The sequence below is a fragment of the Aquamicrobium soli genome, assembly GCF_042646345.1.
GTDB classification, from domain to species: Bacteria; Pseudomonadota; Alphaproteobacteria; order Rhizobiales; family Rhizobiaceae; genus Mesorhizobium; species Mesorhizobium soli_A.
This window is the reverse complement of record NZ_JBHRTK010000012.1, coordinates 373,975-389,985: the sequence shown is the minus strand read 5'-3', so window position 1 is coordinate 389,985 and position 16,011 is coordinate 373,975. Positions and strand designations below refer to the sequence as shown.

29 protein-coding genes are annotated in these 16,011 nt (G+C 60.0%); 10 read left to right on the top strand and 19 right to left on the bottom strand.

Going from position 1 to position 16,011, the window contains the following annotated elements; genetic code table 11:
- Positions 1-30: 30 nt before the first annotated feature.
- The 19 genes from ACFOHJ_RS11560 to ACFOHJ_RS11470 form a co-directional block, all read right to left on the bottom strand.
- On the bottom strand, positions 31-555 hold the full coding sequence (locus ACFOHJ_RS11560; RefSeq protein WP_378220653.1) for a sigma-70 family RNA polymerase sigma factor: 525 nt from the start codon (positions 553-555) through the stop codon (positions 31-33).
- Positions 545-1,498, bottom strand: a complete 954-nt coding sequence (locus ACFOHJ_RS11555; RefSeq protein WP_378220652.1) for an oxidoreductase — start codon at positions 1,496-1,498, stop codon at positions 545-547. Before ACFOHJ_RS11555 ends, ACFOHJ_RS11560 begins: the two co-directional genes overlap by 11 nt.
- Entirely contained in the window at positions 1,499-1,696 is a 198-nt protein-coding gene (locus ACFOHJ_RS11550; RefSeq protein ID WP_378220651.1) for a hypothetical protein, read from the bottom strand.
- Complete coding sequence (locus tag ACFOHJ_RS11545; RefSeq protein WP_378220650.1) at positions 1,693-1,884, bottom strand: hypothetical protein; 192 nt, start codon at positions 1,882-1,884, stop codon at positions 1,693-1,695. Before ACFOHJ_RS11545 ends, ACFOHJ_RS11550 begins: the two co-directional genes overlap by 4 nt.
- Positions 1,884-2,915 (bottom strand): DNA polymerase III subunit beta, encoded by a 1,032-nt coding sequence (gene dnaN / locus ACFOHJ_RS11540; RefSeq protein WP_378220649.1) that lies wholly within the window; start codon positions 2,913-2,915, stop codon positions 1,884-1,886. Before dnaN ends, ACFOHJ_RS11545 begins: the two co-directional genes overlap by 1 nt.
- Before the next feature lie 54 nt (positions 2,916-2,969).
- Positions 2,970-3,191, bottom strand: a complete 222-nt coding sequence (locus ACFOHJ_RS11535; RefSeq protein ID WP_378220648.1) for a hypothetical protein — start codon at positions 3,189-3,191, stop codon at positions 2,970-2,972.
- The gene (locus ACFOHJ_RS11530; RefSeq protein ID WP_378220647.1) at positions 3,191-4,051 is read right to left on the bottom strand and encodes a hypothetical protein; all 861 of its coding nucleotides are present in this window, start codon (positions 4,049-4,051) and stop codon (positions 3,191-3,193) included. Before ACFOHJ_RS11530 ends, ACFOHJ_RS11535 begins: the two co-directional genes overlap by 1 nt.
- 81 nt (positions 4,052-4,132) lie before the next feature.
- Positions 4,133-4,708 (bottom strand): hypothetical protein, encoded by a 576-nt coding sequence (locus tag ACFOHJ_RS11525; RefSeq protein WP_378220646.1) that lies wholly within the window; start codon positions 4,706-4,708, stop codon positions 4,133-4,135.
- A gap of 17 nt (positions 4,709-4,725) precedes the next feature.
- Positions 4,726-5,334, bottom strand: a complete 609-nt coding sequence (locus ACFOHJ_RS11520; protein ID WP_378220645.1) for an HNH endonuclease — start codon at positions 5,332-5,334, stop codon at positions 4,726-4,728.
- 2 nt (positions 5,335-5,336) lie between these two features.
- On the bottom strand, positions 5,337-6,164 hold the full coding sequence (locus ACFOHJ_RS11515; protein WP_378220644.1) for an ATP-binding protein: 828 nt from the start codon (positions 6,162-6,164) through the stop codon (positions 5,337-5,339).
- A gap of 233 nt (positions 6,165-6,397) precedes the next feature.
- Positions 6,398-6,556 (bottom strand): hypothetical protein, encoded by a 159-nt coding sequence (locus ACFOHJ_RS11510; RefSeq protein WP_378220643.1) that lies wholly within the window; start codon positions 6,554-6,556, stop codon positions 6,398-6,400.
- 32 nt (positions 6,557-6,588) lie between these two features.
- Entirely contained in the window at positions 6,589-6,780 is a 192-nt protein-coding gene (locus tag ACFOHJ_RS11505) for a hypothetical protein (protein ID WP_378220642.1), read from the bottom strand.
- Complete coding sequence (locus ACFOHJ_RS11500) at positions 6,777-6,923, bottom strand: hypothetical protein (RefSeq protein ID WP_378220641.1); 147 nt, start codon at positions 6,921-6,923, stop codon at positions 6,777-6,779. The genes ACFOHJ_RS11505 and ACFOHJ_RS11500 overlap by 4 nt, the downstream gene beginning before the upstream one ends.
- An 82-nt stretch (positions 6,924-7,005) precedes the next feature.
- The gene (locus tag ACFOHJ_RS11495) at positions 7,006-7,809 is read right to left on the bottom strand and encodes a hypothetical protein (RefSeq protein ID WP_378220640.1); all 804 of its coding nucleotides are present in this window, start codon (positions 7,807-7,809) and stop codon (positions 7,006-7,008) included.
- A 1-nt stretch (position 7,810) separates the two neighbouring features.
- Entirely contained in the window at positions 7,811-8,098 is a 288-nt protein-coding gene (locus ACFOHJ_RS11490) for a hypothetical protein (protein ID WP_378220639.1), read from the bottom strand.
- Positions 8,088-8,255 carry a hypothetical protein gene (locus tag ACFOHJ_RS11485; RefSeq protein WP_378220638.1) on the bottom strand — a complete coding sequence of 56 codons (168 nt, stop codon included), beginning with the start codon at positions 8,253-8,255 and terminating at the stop codon, positions 8,088-8,090. The genes ACFOHJ_RS11490 and ACFOHJ_RS11485 overlap by 11 nt, the downstream gene beginning before the upstream one ends.
- Positions 8,242-8,589, bottom strand: coding sequence for a hypothetical protein (locus ACFOHJ_RS11480; RefSeq protein ID WP_378220637.1), 348 nt, complete (start codon positions 8,587-8,589; stop codon positions 8,242-8,244). The genes ACFOHJ_RS11485 and ACFOHJ_RS11480 overlap by 14 nt, the downstream gene beginning before the upstream one ends.
- A gap of 185 nt (positions 8,590-8,774) precedes the next feature.
- Positions 8,775-9,341, bottom strand: a complete 567-nt coding sequence (locus ACFOHJ_RS11475) for a hypothetical protein (RefSeq protein WP_378220636.1) — start codon at positions 9,339-9,341, stop codon at positions 8,775-8,777.
- 496 nt (positions 9,342-9,837) lie between these two features.
- Positions 9,838-10,863, bottom strand: a complete 1,026-nt coding sequence (locus tag ACFOHJ_RS11470) for a hypothetical protein (RefSeq protein WP_378220635.1) — start codon at positions 10,861-10,863, stop codon at positions 9,838-9,840.
- Here ACFOHJ_RS11470 and ACFOHJ_RS11465 point away from each other — a divergent pair.
- The 10 genes from ACFOHJ_RS11465 to ACFOHJ_RS11420 all read left to right on the top strand — a co-directional run bounded on the left by ACFOHJ_RS11465 (position 10,862) and on the right by ACFOHJ_RS11420 (position 16,011).
- The gene (locus ACFOHJ_RS11465) at positions 10,862-11,362 is read left to right on the top strand and encodes a hypothetical protein (protein WP_378220634.1); all 501 of its coding nucleotides are present in this window, start codon (positions 10,862-10,864) and stop codon (positions 11,360-11,362) included. The genes ACFOHJ_RS11470 and ACFOHJ_RS11465 overlap by 2 nt on opposite strands.
- A gap of 186 nt (positions 11,363-11,548) precedes the next feature.
- Entirely contained in the window at positions 11,549-12,301 is a 753-nt protein-coding gene (locus ACFOHJ_RS11460) for a LexA family transcriptional regulator (protein WP_378220633.1), read from the top strand.
- A 92-nt stretch (positions 12,302-12,393) separates the two neighbouring features.
- A complete protein-coding gene (locus tag ACFOHJ_RS11455; RefSeq protein ID WP_378220632.1) occupies positions 12,394-12,567 on the top strand; it encodes a hypothetical protein in 174 nt (57 codons plus the stop codon).
- Positions 12,564-12,905 (top strand): hypothetical protein, encoded by a 342-nt coding sequence (locus ACFOHJ_RS11450; RefSeq protein ID WP_378220631.1) that lies wholly within the window; start codon positions 12,564-12,566, stop codon positions 12,903-12,905. The genes ACFOHJ_RS11455 and ACFOHJ_RS11450 overlap by 4 nt, the downstream gene beginning before the upstream one ends.
- A 511-nt stretch (positions 12,906-13,416) precedes the next feature.
- Complete coding sequence (locus ACFOHJ_RS11445) at positions 13,417-13,776, top strand: hypothetical protein (RefSeq protein WP_378220630.1); 360 nt, start codon at positions 13,417-13,419, stop codon at positions 13,774-13,776.
- Positions 13,776-14,183: a hypothetical protein gene (locus tag ACFOHJ_RS11440; protein ID WP_378220629.1), complete on the top strand. Its 408-nt coding sequence runs from the start codon at positions 13,776-13,778 to the stop codon at positions 14,181-14,183. Before ACFOHJ_RS11445 ends, ACFOHJ_RS11440 begins: the two co-directional genes overlap by 1 nt.
- The gene (locus ACFOHJ_RS11435) at positions 14,180-14,449 is read left to right on the top strand and encodes a hypothetical protein (protein ID WP_378220628.1); all 270 of its coding nucleotides are present in this window, start codon (positions 14,180-14,182) and stop codon (positions 14,447-14,449) included. Before ACFOHJ_RS11440 ends, ACFOHJ_RS11435 begins: the two co-directional genes overlap by 4 nt.
- Positions 14,446-15,375 carry a hypothetical protein gene (locus ACFOHJ_RS11430; protein WP_378220627.1) on the top strand — a complete coding sequence of 310 codons (930 nt, stop codon included), beginning with the start codon at positions 14,446-14,448 and terminating at the stop codon, positions 15,373-15,375. Before ACFOHJ_RS11435 ends, ACFOHJ_RS11430 begins: the two co-directional genes overlap by 4 nt.
- Positions 15,368-15,844 (top strand): hypothetical protein, encoded by a 477-nt coding sequence (locus ACFOHJ_RS11425; RefSeq protein WP_378220626.1) that lies wholly within the window; start codon positions 15,368-15,370, stop codon positions 15,842-15,844. Before ACFOHJ_RS11430 ends, ACFOHJ_RS11425 begins: the two co-directional genes overlap by 8 nt.
- A gap of 2 nt (positions 15,845-15,846) precedes the next feature.
- Positions 15,847-16,011: a hypothetical protein gene (locus ACFOHJ_RS11420; protein WP_378220625.1), complete on the top strand. Its 165-nt coding sequence runs from the start codon at positions 15,847-15,849 to the stop codon at positions 16,009-16,011.

Genomic DNA, 16,011 nt, shown 5'->3' with positions numbered 1-16,011 from the left:
CTGGTTGTTTGCAAATGGGGCACATTACAGTCACGCCACCAACCTCTTCCGTTGCCGCATCAGCTTCTCTCTACCCGCCATTTCCAACTGCCGCACGCGCTCCTTGCTGATGCCCATGTCCGTGCCGATCTCCGCAAGCCCGAAGCCCATGGCGCGCCGCAACACAACGCTGCCCCTGCGATCGGAAAGCCGCTCTCCGACCTGGCCGGCAGTAACGATGTCTTCCTGCCGCGGAGCGACTTGCCCGTGATAGCGCTTGTAATTGTCGACCAGCACAAGCGTCGGGCGCTTGCGCTCTGCGGCGTTCTTGAGGCAGCCGCGCGCCTGCCACATCAGCCATATGTAGAAGCCAGAGCCTTGGCCGTATGGGTTGGCGCCGTTGGAAATTCGAAAGTTGCGCCAGTGCGCGAAGATGTATTCAAGCACGTCCTGCAGGGCGTCCTCCCGCTTGCCGGCAGGCACGCGCTTGTTGATGTAGGCTCGTAAGGCTGGGCGGTAGGCCAGTACGGCTGCGTCGAAGGCGGCAGGCCGGTCGGTGGCGGGGTTAGGCTGCATCAGGCGCCTCCTTGTCATTCTCATTCGCAGCGCCGTCGCGCCATATCTGGCCGTTGCGCAGGCGGTAGGTTACGGTTTCGGCCTCCTCGTCTGCATCGATCTGTTCGCCAGGAACTAAGCCGGGGAGCGTCAAATGCGCGGGGCATCCGGCAGCCTGTTCCTCTAGCGACAACGGTTTGTTAAACCGGCTGCACGCCCATGTGCCGCCTTCTTCCGGGCTGCTATACAGGCACGTCCGGCAGTTCGATCGCGGCCACGCATCCTCCTTGCAAATCGCCCGATGCTTGCACCACTGGCACGTATAGTTGTCGACGCCCGGCGGTGGCTCGCTGGCATCCCGTATGCGCTCGGCCTTCGCTAGCAGGCGCAGGCAGTATTCTGCGTCGTAGTGGATACGCTCGGCGTAAAGCTCGTCCGTATCCTTGCAAACGGCAAGGTAGATTGCCCTATCGCGCCCACGAGCATGGCAGTAAACCTGCATCTGACCGTAATGCAGCGGCTTGGCCTTCTGAACGCCGTCCTTCTTGAGCGCCGCAAAGCTTTTGGCATTGTGGCTTTTCATTTCCCCGACGTGCCAGGTCTTTGGCGCTTCCGGCAGGCCGAGGATTTCCGAGTCGAGATAACCGCCTACGTGGCCGCCGCACAGGTCAACACGGATTTGTCTGCCATCTTCCTGCCGATCGACGACTTCGCAACCGATCATTCTCAGGTTGTCGATCCAGCGCTCTTCCTCCAGGTTGCCGGTCTCGAACAGGCGCAGTATCCGGCCACTGTGCTCTTCGTGCGGACTGGCCCACCGGAAGTCGTACCAAAGCTTTCTTGCGCAAGGTTCGGCAAGTTGGCCGACCGGGATCGTCTTGCCGTCGCGGGGTGTGTTGGCGGACTCGTATGCGCGATAGATCGCGGCTACCGTGCTGGTGCGGGGTGGGGGGATTCGTGCCAACTAAACAACCTCCTCCATGCCACGCCAAAGCTTGTAGTCGTCGGGACGGAGGCTATAGAAACGCGCACCGCCCTCACCGGAGGCAGCGTTAAGAGCGTCCACCATAAGTTCGCCGAGATATTCGTTCGCTACGTTTTCACAAACGAGAATATCGGCAACGGATTCCCGATCGAAATTATCCTTCCCGATGATCTTCATCGCCCCATCGCCTCCCTGTAAGCCGTCTCGCAATCGGCAATGTCTTCCCACTGCGGTAGAAATTCGCGCTCAAGAATCGTGATTGCATCCGTCGCGTCACCACGCCGAATTGCGTTGATTGCATTCACGGCGGCAGTCTTGCCGCGCAATTCCTCGTCAAAGCCGAATTCGTCTTCAAAAATGAACATCACACCACCCTCTGCGGCATACACACGACGCGCTGCTGCGGGGCCGCATCGCTGGTGAACACAACCGGCCCCATGCAATCGCCCACCGCCATTTTCACAGGGCCAGCCGGCAGGCTCCCGAGCACTTCGACCAGGTAATGCGCGTTGAAGCCAACAGCCTGCGCGGGACCGTCATAGACGCACGGCACGACGTCGGTGGCTTCACTATCGCCGCGTGAAGATACCGTAACCTCCTCGCTGGTAAGGTCCAGACGGACAGAGGGCGTCCTATCCGTCGCCACGATAGCCACACGGTCGGCTGCCGACTTGAGCGCGGCACTGTCAACGACGACGATGTTTGCCAGGTTGCGCGGGATTACCCGTTCATAGTCGGGGTACGTTCCGTCGATCAGTTTTGACGTCAGGGTGAAATCATCAGTGACAAACTGGATCTTGGTGCCGGACAGTCGCACCTTGGCGCTACCCTTCGGCGCGAGCGCGACCGTCGCTGACGGAACGATCACCGGGGCGAAGTCTGGCAACTCGTGCGCCACGGTGGACAGCTTGTGCCCATTCGTCGCGGTGACGGCTTTCGGCTCCAAGTACGCTCCGCAGAGATAATAGCGCGTGGCTTCGTCCGACATGGCGTAGGCGACAGGCGCAAACATCGACGCCATGTCAGCCTCAAACTCAACGGCAAAGTCGCCGTAGTTCATCGTAGGGAAGTCGCAGACCGGGAGCGTAGCCAACTTGTAGCGGCTTCGCCCCGACTTAACGACAAGCACGTTGTCTTCGATAGCAAGTTCGACTTCTGTGCCCGCGATCTTGCCGATAGCCGCCGCGAACAGCTTGGCATCGACGCAGGTTGCAAGTTCGCCGTCCGCGGGGATTGAGCCGGCGATTTCGATGTCCAGATCGGTGCCGGTTACAGTCAGTTTGCCGTCTTTGCCTACCAGGCGGACTGTTGCAAGGATCGGGATCGTGTTGCGGCCCGGAACAGCTTTGGTAACGCTGGTCAAAAGGCGAGCAAGAGCGTGGCGCTCAATACGCATGGTGTTCTCCAAAATTAAGAGGTGTGGCTGGCGTGGCGGCCTGCCACAGATGGGTTAGTGGGTGCGGAGCGGAACCGTACGGTCATCCTCGTACCGCACTAACGGTACTTCCCACCAAGGATGGCGCCATTTGTAGCCGCTGGGCAGCGGTGCAACGTCAACCGCCCGCAACTGCGCGATCTTGGCCTTGATGGCTTCCCACTGCTCCTTGGTCGGGGAGTCTCCCATGGCTGCTTCGAAGCCTTCTAGCCATGCCTTGAACTCGGGAATGGTCATCACGTGGCCTCCTTCACTTCTTCGGCCTTCGGCCACTCATCCTCATCGAGTACCGGTGGCACAAACTCAACGCCGCTCAGGTCGGCGATGTGCCGCAGCAAAGACATGGCATCGCCCGGCATGTTGTCATTCGCAGGCTGCGCCCACGGCTCGTCGTTCGCGTCCTCGACGGTCAGCGCCTCTATCGCCGCCTCCAGAGTAAACGGCGTGTCCTCCTTCTCGAACACAACCTTGTCGCCATACGCGCCGCCGATCTGGTCCTTGAGGTCGTCCCAAGTCTCCAACCGAACACCCCGCACGGCCAGCGCGATCTTCATGATGTCGCCCTTGCCGATGGTGTAGCCGCGCTGCTGGTACTTCAGAACGCGGGTAGCCGATGCCAGCGGATAGCGCGTGCCTGGGTTGAACTTGAGGAATCGCTGGCTGTTGTGCTTCAGGAAGTCGGGATGGAAGATGAAGCCGGAGTCGGGGTGTTCTTCGCCGGTCGCAACCATCTTGACGCCATCCCAATGCGACTTGACGCGGGCATCCAAATCGAGCGCGCCCATGCAAATCGTGTAGTCAAACGCAGCAAAAATCGCCTCGGCGGTCGGGAAGAAGTCGAGGTGCATCATCTGCACGATCTGGTTGTCGCGCACGAACGTAACCGCCCGCTTGCTGGCCGCAACGCACCATAGTCCATCTTCGTACGCCTGATAAACGCCTGTCTCGAATGCACGGCGCGACTTGAAGTACACGTCAACGTCATTGATCTTCGCGCCGGTAAAAACCGACGTAACCGCGCCGCCCGCTACAAACGCATTGTCAAAGCGCAGTGGCAGCGCCTGGTTGATTAGTCGCCGTTCGGCTTCGTATGCCATACTGTTCTCCTTGTCCGGTTGCTGGCGGCCAGTCGCGGTTAGCAACCAGCCGCCGTTGTTGCGCCACCTACCGCCGCCGCATCACCACGGCGTCTTCTTGGCCGCCGCGGCGGGCTTGCTGTTATCGTTGGCAGCCGGCGCGCGATTGTCGTTTGCAGGTTTCGGCTTGTCCTCGATGACGCCAAGTTCCGGCACAGGTTCCTTAGCCGCATCGTCGGTGTAGAAAAACCGACCGATCTGGTTCTTGGCCTTGTACGTGCCACCCTTGCCGTCAGGTCGCTCCGGCTGGTAGTTCACCTCAGCAACAAACGTCTTGAATGTCAGGTCGTCCGTGTCGGTGTCCGGCCCGATCTTCACGCCAACCGCGCGCCCGAAACGCGACAACTGCGGCTTGCCGAACTTCCAATAGGAGTTGTTCGCGCTACCGTCCGCATGGTCGATCGTCCACCACTCCTTGAACGACTTTCCCTTCCATTCTTCCGGTGCGGTCACTTCAAAGTTGATTGCTGCCTGCGTTCCGCGCTTGTCCTTGGTATCGTCAAGGTCCATCGCGGTTGCCCAAAGTTCCGCGTACATATGCGGCAGCGGCTCGTAGCTACCGCCCTGGTTTTCGGTCTCCTCGGTGGTGGCCTCGAATTTTACGCCGAGATTGGCCATTGTGGTGGTTCTCCTGGTTAGACTAAAAGGCCGATGCGTTGCGCATAATCGACGGGATGCATTGCCTTTTTGGACATGTTGCAGGTGGGGCAAAGGATCTGAATGTTGGTGATGTCGTTGGCCCCGCCCAACTTTAGCGGCATGATATGGTCTACGTGCCTATTCTCCTTCTTTCTGATGCTTGTGCCGCAGTAGACGCATTTGTAATTTTGCTTCTTAATGAGGGCGGCAATTTCTTTCGCTGTATGCGTTCCATCCGCGCCGCGCTTCCGGGCGCGTTTTATCCTGTCGTTGTGCGCGGCCCGCTCCGGATTATTCAGCCGCCATAGCTTGGCACGCTCTTTTGCTTCGTCAGCATGCAATGCGGAATACTCGCGGCCGTACGCTCGACGAGTTTCCACTGTTGCCCAGTAGTATGCACGGTCTTGGGCTTTCTTTTTCTCTGGGAACATCTTCACGAAGTTGCGCGCTCGTTCACGGTTGCACTCCACGCAGATGGCATCGCGAGTTGTTCGCATGTCGATATGGCCATGTACGCATGGCTTGCCCGTGAAGTAGTGCTTACTGCCTTTCTCGCGCGCTTCAGCCCGCGTTCTAGGAAGTGCGTTATCGTTAGCAGCTTTCACCTTTACGCCGCCTCGGCCTCGAGTTCCGGGTCATTGTCGTTATCGGCAACCGGCGCGAGCGCATTGCGCTGGAAGTAGTGATCCAGCACCTTGAAGCCTTCACCGCGCTTGAACGGCAGCGTCGGCTTCTCGATGTCGTACCTGTTGCCCGAAATGAAGCCTGGGCGCTCCTGCACGGCTATAAGAATGTCACCGCCGCCTTCGCCGCGCGTGTTGGTCTTCTTGAAGCCAACGTCTTCTTTGCGGATTGACACGCGCTGATGCAGAAAGCCGATTAGATCAGCCGCATCAACGATGATGCCAACCGCATCATCGCGAAGGTTTGGCATGTAGCGCGGATAGGAATCCGTCGTGACACCGGGAACCGTCTTGGCTTTGACGTGCGAAAGGATGACGACGTAGTACCCGGCGGCCTTAAGCTCCAGCATCTTCGCCACAAACTCGTGCCAGATTTCCGCCGCCTGCCCAAAGCCCTTGCCGTAAGGAATGTCCTCGATGCTGGCGACTTTGTTCTTGCGGCACACCTCGGCGAAGATATGCTGCTCAAGCCCGTCCGCGGAATCCAGGATGTACGTCTTGCGGTCGTGCTTCATGTTCAGAAACCAATCGGCCTGATCGATCACGTCCTGATAAGACTCGGAAATGCCGAACGACTTCATGGTAACACCGGCAGGCGCACGTTCTCCTTTGCCGGTGCGCACGTACAGGGGCGATGGGAACTCGCTGGCGAGCGTCGTCTTGCCTGCCTTGGCGCCTGCGTAGAAAACACAGAATGCCGGCTCGGTTTCAATGGTGTCCAGCGGGACACCTTCATTCCAGTCAATAGCCAACGTTAAACCTCCATGTTGCGATGAGCGCCACGATCACGAGCGCGGTGAAGAACGCGGCCAGAGGGCCGGGGTTAGGTGCGGTCACAACCACAAGAACCCGAGGATGGCCGCGAACGCAGCGACGTGCACGCATACCGTGAATACGTAGTCGTAGTTGGCGCGAAAGAGCGCCGGAATGCTTGCGCCTGCCGCGTAAGCAGCAGCCGCAAGTGTTAATGTCACGCCCGTCACCTTCAAACTCCTTTCACGTACATCGGTAGCGTCCCGGCGCCGCCCATAAGTGCCACGACGGCGCAGACAACGGCCAGCACGATAAGCAGACCGAGCCAACGCTGCGGTGCGCGGTTGGGCTGTTCGGGAGTGCCGTGCAGTTGCGGGTCGTATTCGTTCATGTTGGACCAGGGGCTGTCTTCGCGGGGCACCATCAAAACACCCCCAGCCAAACGCCGACGCCGTGAATGACGCCGACCGGCGCGACGATGCAGCCGAAGGCCAGCAGGATCCACGCCGAAGCCTTGATGCAGACGAGGACGTGGGTAATCCATGCTGCTACCGCAGCAAGGACGGTGAGCGCGGCAACGAAGCAGCCGCCAGCTACAATGGTTGTGTCGGTCATTTGGCTGCCACTAGCGTGTTGATCTGGTTGATGATGGCGAGGCCAATCCAGAAAGTGCCGCGCGCGTAGTCATCCTGGAATGACGCGACGAGCGCCATGACAAGGCAAAGAATTACCAATCCAAGGCCTATATATTTGAACATATTCCCTCCGTTCCGCCTGCGTTTTACGGCAGGCGGCTGTGTGGTGGTTGGTTGGTGTGGGTGCGGTGAGTTAGGCGGCCCGCTAGGCGGCGTCGCGAAGCTCGCTGTATTCGAGGCTGATGCCCAACTTGCGCGCCTTGCGTTTGAGTTTACGCAGGCGCTTCAGTACGCGGTCTATTTCCGCGTCCAGCGCGCTTGTGTCGGCCGAGATTGACACAAGCAGCTTAGTGTCAGGCTCGTCGTCATCATTGCCGCTTGTTGTGGGAGCAACAAGGCGCAATTCATTGTCGAAATAGTTCCATTCTCCATACTGGCCGTCGACCTTAACGGAGAGGCAGGATGTTCCGACTTCCTTCACGGTTCCAACGCTGGGATCAAACGTGTAGCCACCGTCAGTAGCAACCCGATCCCCCACCTTGAACTTGGCCGCCGTGCTGTTGTCGTTAACACCCACCGGCCCGTACTCGTCGCGCAGATTGTCGACTTCGGCTGCTGGGTTGCTGGTGTGGGTGTGTTCGTCGGACCATTCGGCGATGAGATCGTGTTCCGGAGTGGTACCATCGGCGAACGTGCCATTGTCTTGGTAGAGAACACCGTCAACTACCCACGTACAAAGCGTGTAATAGGAGTTGTATCTGCCATTGTCGCACAGCTTCGCCGGCCCTACCTTGCGCCCGTCGCGGGTCTTGTAGTAGCATCCCTCGCGGATGACTACGGGAGCCTTAATTGGGATAAGATTGGCGAGTAGTTCGCCGTTCGTGCCACCTTTTCCGTCGATAGAAACCTCTGCGGAGTCTCCACCGAATAGCGCCGTTATCGTTGCGGTCCACCCATCTTCCATGTGTCGCACCCTGTCCCCCACCTTAAACTTCGCTTCGCTACCCATGTCACGCCGCTCCCTTTGTCTTGGTGTTCTTGTCCAGCCGCACCTTCTTGGTGAAATCGACCGGGATTACATTGTCCGGCACATCTTCCTTGCCGCCATCACCGTGGTATTCGTCGTCGCCAACCTCGCGCAGTTCCCAACTGTGGAACCACAGCACGTTCAGCGACGGCGAGACACGTATTGCCACCAGGCTGCCCATGAAGCCGATCACGACACCGAACACGTCGGTGTTCATGATGTGCTCAACGACATCGCCTTCCTGCGGCGCGCCACAATCGTCACAGGCCATTTGCCACCTCCTTCAGGCGAGCGGCGCTAATCCACTCGCGGTCGTGCTTCTTTCCGTCGAACTCAATGAGATACTTCACGGCACCGTCTGCGAACTCAGTGCGACCGACGATCCGGCCGCGCTGGTTGATCGTCACCTCGGTGTTAAGCTGCAGCATGGTAGCCCTCCTGCGCATGGCGCACCTCATGGCTGGCGTTGTCGTTGGCTGCTTCCGGGAACGGCCCGTCCACCATGCCGACACGCGGCAGGCTGATATAGACGTCACGAAATGCGGTGCTGCAGTAGCCGCTATAGCCGTCGCGGCTATGGGTCTTTCGGTAGACGCGTCGCTCGTCATTCGCAGGCTGCGGCTTGTCGAAGTAGCCTTCGAGCGCGTCGTCGCGGGCGCGGCCCGGCGGCACAGTGTAGCTTAGCGCCGAACGCATCGCGCGATGCACACCGTCGCTGTTGATGTGGTCGGCCACTCTGGCCGCGCTGATAACTGCTGGCATTACCATAATCCTCGTTCCTGTTGACATGGCCGAGGATGCGCGCTATATCGCACGCAACAACGGCTGGTTCTGTGGTGGTTCCGGTTGGTTGTCTCTAGGGGCCGCGGTGGTGCAAACACCGTGGCCCTTTGCATTTCTGATAAGTGAAATCTGCGTTAGCGTGTCAAGTGCATGTTGATGGAGGGCTAGGCCGCGCTGGCGTGGTCAGCCGCCTTGGTGGCATTGTAGATCGCGGTAAGCGCCGCGTCGTCGAACACATCCTTTACGGCCTTGCCGTTCGGCAGGCGCGAAAGGACGGTGCGGTAGTAGTTGGCCTTGTGCGCCATGTCCCTGGCCTGCGGCTCGTAGGTGTCGACCGCATTGGCAATGTCGGCCCGCTTTGCGAGCGCCATGCGAACGCCGTTTGGCAGAATCACATTGAGAAGCTGTAGCGTTGGCGCCAGCCGACGAACACGCCGCTTGTGATCGAGGCTGATGATTGGCGGCTCGTGCATTTTAAGCGGCGCCTTTGGCACCGCGCTGCCGAATGCAGCCTGCGGGTCGTCTCGGAAGATTTTGGCGTTGTCGCTGCGGATGCGGTCGCCCACGGCGGTTTTTGCGCCGAGTTGGACAAGGTAGTCGCGGAGCGTTGCGTTGGTAGCCGCAAGGTCGACGAGTGCCTTGGCGGCCTTGATTTTGTCAGGCTCTGCGTCGACGGTCATCTGAATGAGCGTCTGCGCGGATGCTGTCTTGGGTCTGCTGTGGAAAGTCATGTGGTGGTTCTCCTGGTTGTGGTTGGTATTAGCGGCGCCCAGGCCATGGGTTACGAAGGCAAAATGGCCGCTAATTGGTGTTGCTTGCCGGCGCGCGAACGATGGGTTACGAGCCTCTTATGGCCGGCAAGCAATGGGGTAAGCAGGGCAGCAAGGCATCGATGGATTGCGTTCAACTACTGGCCGCCCTGCTTATTGGTATCCCGGCGCGGCGCACATCTGTTGGGTTGCGATAGGCGCTTGGCCGCGCCGGGAATGGTGTGTGGTGGCGCGCGCTAGTTGGGTTTCGACCGTATTCTGGCCACCACAATCTCCTTGTTGGTTTGCCCGCCGCATATGCGCAATGGGTTGCGGTACCGCTCTGGCAGCGGGCAGTTGGTTGGCTTGCTGGCGACTCCACACTGGGTTTCGTTCATCAAGTGGCCGGCAAGCTATTCATTGCGGGACGGCGATACCCGACTGGTTTCCGCCGTGGGGGCGGCCGCCCCGCTTCCGGTCAGGCTCGACGCCATTCCAGATAAAGGTGTTTCAGTAGCCGCTTCTCGACGTAACGGTGCGCGCGCATGGCGACGTGCTTCTTGTAGGACTCCTTGCCCTTGTCGCTGCGCTCGATCGGCATTCCAAGCTTAGCTGCCTCATACCGGGCGCGCTCGGCGTACACGCGCTGGTAATAAGTCGCGTCGCCAAGGTTGCTGCCGTATTCGGGCCGCCATTTGCCCATGCCGCCGATAACGTGTTCGCGCGCCACATAGGACACGCTGCGTCTGGCGCGGTTGTAGCCGTGGTCGATCCAGACTTGGGCCGTTGCGCCCTCACCGGGGTTGCCCTGACGCCGCCCGTTGATGACGGCCAGCCCGAGGCGCTTCCACACAGCGCTTACCGACTTGTAGGTTCCAACGTCGCCGCACTCACCAACGATGGTGGCGAATGACACGTCGCCGAAGCCCGGCACGCCCTTGACCCACTCGTAAACCGGCAGGCGCTTGGCGTGCTTCACAAGCTGCTTCTTGTAGGCGTCCTGCTGCGATTCGAACATTTCTTCCGATTGCACGTAGGATTGGATGGTGGACGCCACCAGGCCGACTGGCATACCGGCGGCGATTTCCGCCAAGGCTTCCTTGATCGCGTCGTCGACTCTCTTCTGCGCGGCCTTGGTTAGCTTCCGCGGCGTCTTGCCATATGCGGTCTTGCGGTCGGTCGTCTTGTCCTCCTCGAAGTCCGATTCGCGGCAAAGCAGGCTGCGCACTTCGGCTTTCATCATAAGGATAACTTTCGTCTTGGCCCGAATGACCGCCTGCCGCCTGCGGTGCAGGTTGACGATCTCGTCAATGATGTCGGCAAGCGGTTCGGGGTTGTAGGGTGCGAGCGGTACGTGGCCGCTCGCCCACTCCGGCGCGGCGACTGTGGGTTGCGACCGGACAGTGGCCGGAGTGAATTGGTTGCCGATGGCATTCCCGGAACGGGCTGCGGGGGTGTGTTGGCCATCGGCAATGGGGGAACCGGCAGCGGGCGTCCAAGCCATGGGTTGCGAGGCGGCACTGGCCCTGCTGCCGGTGTGGGGGTTGCCAGCGCGCGGCGATCGCGCATTGGGCTTCGATTCGCATCTGGCCGCGCTGCTGGCAATTGGTGCGGAAGGCGTTACCACCCTGGTCTTCGGCGTCTTAGTGGCCTTCCGCTGCGCCTTTGTCGAAACTACGGAGCAAATCTCGCTGGGGGATACATGTGCATTCATTATCGTGATCCTTGTTGGCCGGCGGTGTCGTTATGGGTTTCGCGCTGTGACTGGCCGGCTGTTGGGTGGCCGACGACGGCGGAAATGGTTTGGGTTGCGCTTCCAGCGTGGCCGTCGTCGGTGTGGGATTGCAGATCAGGGCGCAGCGTACATGGTTTTCGGGGTTGTCCCGGCCCCGACCTGCAAAGTGGTGCGTGGCGGCGTTGCCATTCCGGTTTTCGCTAATATCGTGGCCGCCACGCCAAAACCGCCACCCGGCATTCCAGCCGGGCAGCGCTCCTGTTGCTAGGGAGGTTTCGCGAACCACGTTGTTCTTCTGGCGGTGGCGAGGCGGTTGCGGTGCATTTCTACGTCCTTCGATTCGTTGGTTAGCCGTTAGTGTTAATTCTCAATACGCCATAATCGCATATCGTGTCAACCTTAATATGCGATAATCGCAGATGATTTTTCAAATCGCATATGCGAAAAGCGAAAAATGACGTTGGATCAAGACATTTTGCGGGAGTGGGTGCGCAAGCACCTCGCCGAAAGTGGGCGGACGCAGGCCGAGTTAGCCGCCGCCTGGGGGTATGATTCCCCAGACCGCGTGAACAAGTTTCTCGCAGGCACCAGGAAGATGGGCATCGACGAGCTGTTCGCCACAGTTCGCTTTATCGGCGCCGTGCCGCCAGCTTGGTTCACCGGGGCGCCCCGAGAACTAACGTATGTCCCCGTTGAGGAAGAAGTAGAAAACGAGCGAGCCGCGCTCACGCGCGAACGCCGATACGGCACACCGCGAGGCGAAATCCCACAAATTGACGGTACGATCGGCCTTGGGAACCGTAGCGACGTCGCCACCGTCAATATTGATATTGGCAACGGACACGCGATTTCCGGCGCGCCAGTCCTTGGGAATTGGGCCATTCCGGCGGAAGTCCTGCAGCGGCGAGTACGCACGACGACGAGCCACCTGCACTTTATAGAGTGCGAGGGAAACTCGATGTATCCGCTGATCAAGGACGGCGACGTGGTATTGATTGACCAGACAAAGCGCTCGCCGAACATGCCGGGGATCTTTGCGCTGTGGGAGGACGGCGGCCAGACAATCAAACAAGTCGAGGTTGTGCGCGATTCGGAACCGCGCCGGCTGCGCCTGATCCCCGCCAATAAAGAGTACAGCACCTATGAAGTGCTTGCCGATGACGTCGTGATTATCGGTCGCTATGTAGCCAGGTTCACGGTCGACTAGTGCGATTTCCGCGCCTATACGCGATTATCGCTTGACTGCGATACGCTAAATACGCATAATCCCTCCTGTAACCACCACACAGGAGTCGCGCCATGCATTCTGCAGCGCCGTACCGGCCGGAAGGCCAGCCATCACCAAAATACGACATCCTTGAATCGGGCCGCCGGATCGGCACGGTCCACAACGCCAACCTGGCCGCGCAGATCGTCGCCGAGATCGCGCGCCGTGACGCCAAGGCGGCGGCAGAGTGGGCGGTGCGGTCATGAACGCGAACGAGAAGCTTACCGCAACTTTTGCGGTGGACGCTGCACAAGCGCCGGATTGCGCGGGGCGCAATGGGGCGCCAGGCAAACTGTATTGGGAACACACGCGCGGCGGCATGGGCGGGGCGCACGCCGTCCTTATGGCGGATGACGGCAAGTATGTTGGGCACTTCTATGATGACGTCAGCGAAGGTGTCGACATAGACGCGGTTCTTGCGTTGACCGCCGCAGCGCCGGAGTTGTTGGCGTTCGCGAAGTGGTGTGTTTCCGAGCAATACGACAGCCGAGAGCACAGCATACGCGCCCTTGCCGCCATCGCCAAGGCGGAGTGCCGGTCATGACCCACCTCGGCATCTTCGTTGGCCAGCACAACATACCGTGCCCGCCTGACCCCTGCCCTAGCCTGCAGCAAGCCATACTGGCCGGGCTTAGCCTGGCGCTGTTCGTGGTTGGCGGGGTGCTGATTATGGTGGGGCTAAGCTGATGATGGGAACCATAAGCGACTTGCGTGGCCACGAGGGGCATCCGGTTTCGGTGGAACTAGTTCGCCGTGATTGCCGGGCAATAATGGCGAACGCTCGCAATGGGCAAGCAACTATCGCTGCCGGTCCAGATGGAGCAATTACGGTTTGGCATGACGGGACGTGCCTTTGTGCCGAGTTTACCCGCCGTATGCGAACTTTATCGTTCCGCTCGTTCAGTAATTACAGGCAGCTTTCCGCATGGCTGCGTCGCAATCTGCCGCGCTGCGGCGACTAGTTAGCCCTAACCGCCTAGCTTGCCGATTGCTGCCCGGCAGCAATGCGCAACCCGGAACGCACACCAATTACCAACCACCACAAGGATACAAACATGCCTACAACCATCACCATTGCCGGTTACAAGCACGCCGTTCTGACCGCCGACGAGTTCATCGCGCAGGGCACAGCGCCCGGTGCGATCATGTCGATCGGCGAACACCTTTCCACTGTCGGCCAGCCGCTATTGGCCGCGGAGGTTCGCAGTGTGGCGCGGGAAGTCGCGCACATTACCGGCCAGAGACTTGCCGTGCCCGGCGCCGTGAACGACGCCCGCTTGGCTGCACGCAAGCCGCGGATGGGCGCGCCGAAGCACGCGAATGACAACAGCCGTGGCAGCAACAACCGCCGCGACAGTAACCGCCAGCACGGCAAGCTGCACGCTGGACGCAAGCAGGAACGGCGGGCTGCGTGATGCGACAGTACGACAACACCGGCAATGCTTTTATCTACGACAGCGAAGCCCCGACTGTTGCCACGCAACAGTGCGGGCTGGACGAATGCGCGCTAAACGAAGCGCTTGAAGTCGCCCGCCACAATACAGGAGACAATGGCAAGGAAGTTGCAATCCGCGCCTATCTCTCCGCTCTCCCCGCCAGTGAAGCGGGTTGGCGGGAAATGCCTGCGCCATCACTTGAGCGCGTCGTGGTCGCCGGATGGCGCCCGGCGCGACAGATGACGCGAGGCTATTGGTGGTATCACGAGGACTGCACCGACGACGCCGGTAAGCCGATGGACCATCCAGAGGCAACCTTGTGGCTTCCACTATCGGACTTGTTGCCTGCGTTCCCCTCCGCTCCAGATCGGAGGGCGGGAGAATGAGCAAGCAAACTTATCGCGTTGCGGTGACGAAGATCATCGAAGTGACGCTCGACCTCGCCAAACTCGACGCCGAGTTTTGGGACGAATTCAATTCATCCATCACGGATCGCGGCGGCCCGGACCTTGACTATATCGCCGAGCACATCGCCTGGAACTACGCTCAAGGAGCGGAGGACTTTGTTGAAGGCGTCGGCCCGCTCAAGGAAATGAACATCACCGTTCACGAAGTCGACGGCGACGTTGAGATCGAGGATTCACGCTCATGACCCATGATCACAAGGCGCTGATGGACGCGCTCACCCGAAAAGCCGAGACTGACGGACTGCTATCCGTCGAGGACATTCGCTCAGTAGCCGAATCCCTCTCCGCACAGAGCGCGCAGCCGCAAGCAGGCGAGGCGCTTCCAAAAGATACGCGCCGCTTCAAAACACTATCGACTGTAGATGACGATGTTGCCTCCGCGCCTCCCGCCAATCCGGCGCAGGTGACGGATGCGCAGATCGAACACATGGTGCAACGGTTCCTAAGTTGGCGGTTGCCGGAGTCGTTTGGCCCCGACGCCGGTATCCACTTCGAGCGGGTGTCCAACGCCGGCACTCCCTACGAATACAAGCACGAGCCGGTGGGAACGAATCTATTCGACTACACCGAGGCCAAGGCGATGGTCCAGCACATGCTCGAAGGTCTGCCCGCTATAGGCGCAGGCGGGCAGGCGGTAGCGGTGAAGGCGCTGGAGTGGGAACCCGGCGTGGTGGACTGGGCCAAGCCGCTCCCGGGGATGAAATACGTTGCGTGCAGCACCACGCCGGCTGGCGCATGGGCATGGTGGCTTGATGACGCCCCCGAAACGAGAGCGGTGTTCCAGTCAGAGGTAGAGGCCAAAGCCGCTGCCCAAGCCGACTACGAGCGCCGTATCCTGTCTCAGATCGTCTCCCAACCCCATTCCGCCGATGAGCGGGTGGTGGCCACCCACCGCCACAAGAACCGTGGCACCGAATACGTGCTGCTTGGCATAGGCAAGATACAGTCCGAAGACTGGTTCGAGGTCGGCACGCCTGTTGATCGTGTCGATATGCGCGAGGTCGCCATCTACCGCAGCGTCGATGACGGATCGCTGTGGGTGCGTCCCCGCGAAGAATTCGAGGACGGCCGGTTCGAGGTTATCGCGCAGGAGGGCCGGAAGAATGGTTGATGCTCCCGACCGGATTTGGTCTATCGGTTCCGAAAGCCCCTACCGAATTAACTGCTCTATCCTGGATCATGCGGGCGAACCGGGCTGCACCGAATACCTCCGCGCCGACATAGCCGCCAGCCAACTAGCCGAGAAGCAAAAGCAACTGGACGAACTGCCGTCCAAGGCCCTGTGGGACGAAAGCCGGAAAGCCCTTGCATCAATGCGCAACGAGGTTGGCGAGTTAAAGCGCCAGCTTGCCGAGGCGCGGGCGGAACGTGACCGATTTTCGGAGCTATACGCCCGCGAAGCTCATGCGCACATGGTGTCGCGGGAATTCGCCGAAGCCGAGCGCGACCGCCTCGCGGCTGACAATGCGCGGCTGCGGGAGGCGTTGGAAGGGCTGCTTGAGGTTCATGAAGCACTAGGAGCAGGTAATAGTTATGCATCTCGGAAAGCCCGCGCCGCCCTCGCCGCAGGAAAGGAATAGCCATGAAGAAGTCGCTCGCCCTTGATGCGAAGCGCGAACGCGCAGCAGCAAAGATCAAAGAGGTTGCGCCGCACATCGACGCACTGATTTCGATGTTGGATGAAACCCGCGTGGATCTGATCTTGATCGCACTGAGCGGAGAAACGCTGCCTGGCGGGGAGGAATAG

Excerpts from the sequence above, each read along its gene's own strand:
- ACFOHJ_RS11550 (WP_378220651.1), bottom strand. The coding sequence starts at position 1,696 with ATGAAGATCATCGGGAAGGATAATTTCGATCGGGAATCCGTTGCCGAT.
- dnaN (WP_378220649.1), bottom strand. The coding sequence starts at position 2,915 with ATGCGTATTGAGCGCCACGCTCTTGCTCGCCTTTTGACCAGCGTTACC.
- ACFOHJ_RS11530 (WP_378220647.1), bottom strand. The coding sequence starts at position 4,051 with ATGGCATACGAAGCCGAACGGCGACTAATCAACCAGGCGCTGCCACTG.
- ACFOHJ_RS11500 (WP_378220641.1), bottom strand. The coding sequence starts at position 6,923 with ATGTTCAAATATATAGGCCTTGGATTGGTAATTCTTTGCCTTGTCATG.
- ACFOHJ_RS11430 (WP_378220627.1), top strand. The coding sequence starts at position 14,446 with ATGACCCATGATCACAAGGCGCTGATGGACGCGCTCACCCGAAAAGCC.
- ACFOHJ_RS11485 (WP_378220638.1), bottom strand. The coding sequence starts at position 8,255 with ATGCTGCAGCTTAACACCGAGGTGACGATCAACCAGCGCGGCCGGATC.
- ACFOHJ_RS11475 (WP_378220636.1), bottom strand. The coding sequence starts at position 9,341 with ATGACTTTCCACAGCAGACCCAAGACAGCATCCGCGCAGACGCTCATT.
- ACFOHJ_RS11460 (WP_378220633.1), top strand. The coding sequence starts at position 11,549 with ATGACGTTGGATCAAGACATTTTGCGGGAGTGGGTGCGCAAGCACCTC.
- ACFOHJ_RS11420 (WP_378220625.1), top strand. The coding sequence starts at position 15,847 with ATGAAGAAGTCGCTCGCCCTTGATGCGAAGCGCGAACGCGCAGCAGCA.
- ACFOHJ_RS11495 (WP_378220640.1), bottom strand. The coding sequence starts at position 7,809 with ATGGGTAGCGAAGCGAAGTTTAAGGTGGGGGACAGGGTGCGACACATG.
- ACFOHJ_RS11470 (WP_378220635.1), bottom strand. The coding sequence starts at position 10,863 with ATGGCTTGGACGCCCGCTGCCGGTTCCCCCATTGCCGATGGCCAACAC.
- ACFOHJ_RS11525 (WP_378220646.1), bottom strand. The coding sequence starts at position 4,708 with ATGGCCAATCTCGGCGTAAAATTCGAGGCCACCACCGAGGAGACCGAA.
- ACFOHJ_RS11450 (WP_378220631.1), top strand. The coding sequence starts at position 12,564 with ATGAACGCGAACGAGAAGCTTACCGCAACTTTTGCGGTGGACGCTGCA.
- ACFOHJ_RS11510 (WP_378220643.1), bottom strand. The coding sequence starts at position 6,556 with ATGAACGAATACGACCCGCAACTGCACGGCACTCCCGAACAGCCCAAC.
- ACFOHJ_RS11545 (WP_378220650.1), bottom strand. The coding sequence starts at position 1,884 with ATGTTCATTTTTGAAGACGAATTCGGCTTTGACGAGGAATTGCGCGGC.
- ACFOHJ_RS11425 (WP_378220626.1), top strand. The coding sequence starts at position 15,368 with ATGGTTGATGCTCCCGACCGGATTTGGTCTATCGGTTCCGAAAGCCCC.
- ACFOHJ_RS11445 (WP_378220630.1), top strand. The coding sequence starts at position 13,417 with ATGCCTACAACCATCACCATTGCCGGTTACAAGCACGCCGTTCTGACC.
- ACFOHJ_RS11505 (WP_378220642.1), bottom strand. The coding sequence starts at position 6,780 with ATGACCGACACAACCATTGTAGCTGGCGGCTGCTTCGTTGCCGCGCTC.
- ACFOHJ_RS11535 (WP_378220648.1), bottom strand. The coding sequence starts at position 3,191 with ATGACCATTCCCGAGTTCAAGGCATGGCTAGAAGGCTTCGAAGCAGCC.
- ACFOHJ_RS11490 (WP_378220639.1), bottom strand. The coding sequence starts at position 8,098 with ATGGCCTGTGACGATTGTGGCGCGCCGCAGGAAGGCGATGTCGTTGAG.
- ACFOHJ_RS11440 (WP_378220629.1), top strand. The coding sequence starts at position 13,776 with ATGCGACAGTACGACAACACCGGCAATGCTTTTATCTACGACAGCGAA.
- ACFOHJ_RS11480 (WP_378220637.1), bottom strand. The coding sequence starts at position 8,589 with ATGCCAGCAGTTATCAGCGCGGCCAGAGTGGCCGACCACATCAACAGC.
- ACFOHJ_RS11465 (WP_378220634.1), top strand. The coding sequence starts at position 10,862 with ATGGGTTGCGAGGCGGCACTGGCCCTGCTGCCGGTGTGGGGGTTGCCA.
- ACFOHJ_RS11560 (WP_378220653.1), bottom strand. The coding sequence starts at position 555 with ATGCAGCCTAACCCCGCCACCGACCGGCCTGCCGCCTTCGACGCAGCC.
- ACFOHJ_RS11435 (WP_378220628.1), top strand. The coding sequence starts at position 14,180 with ATGAGCAAGCAAACTTATCGCGTTGCGGTGACGAAGATCATCGAAGTG.
- ACFOHJ_RS11455 (WP_378220632.1), top strand. The coding sequence starts at position 12,394 with ATGCATTCTGCAGCGCCGTACCGGCCGGAAGGCCAGCCATCACCAAAA.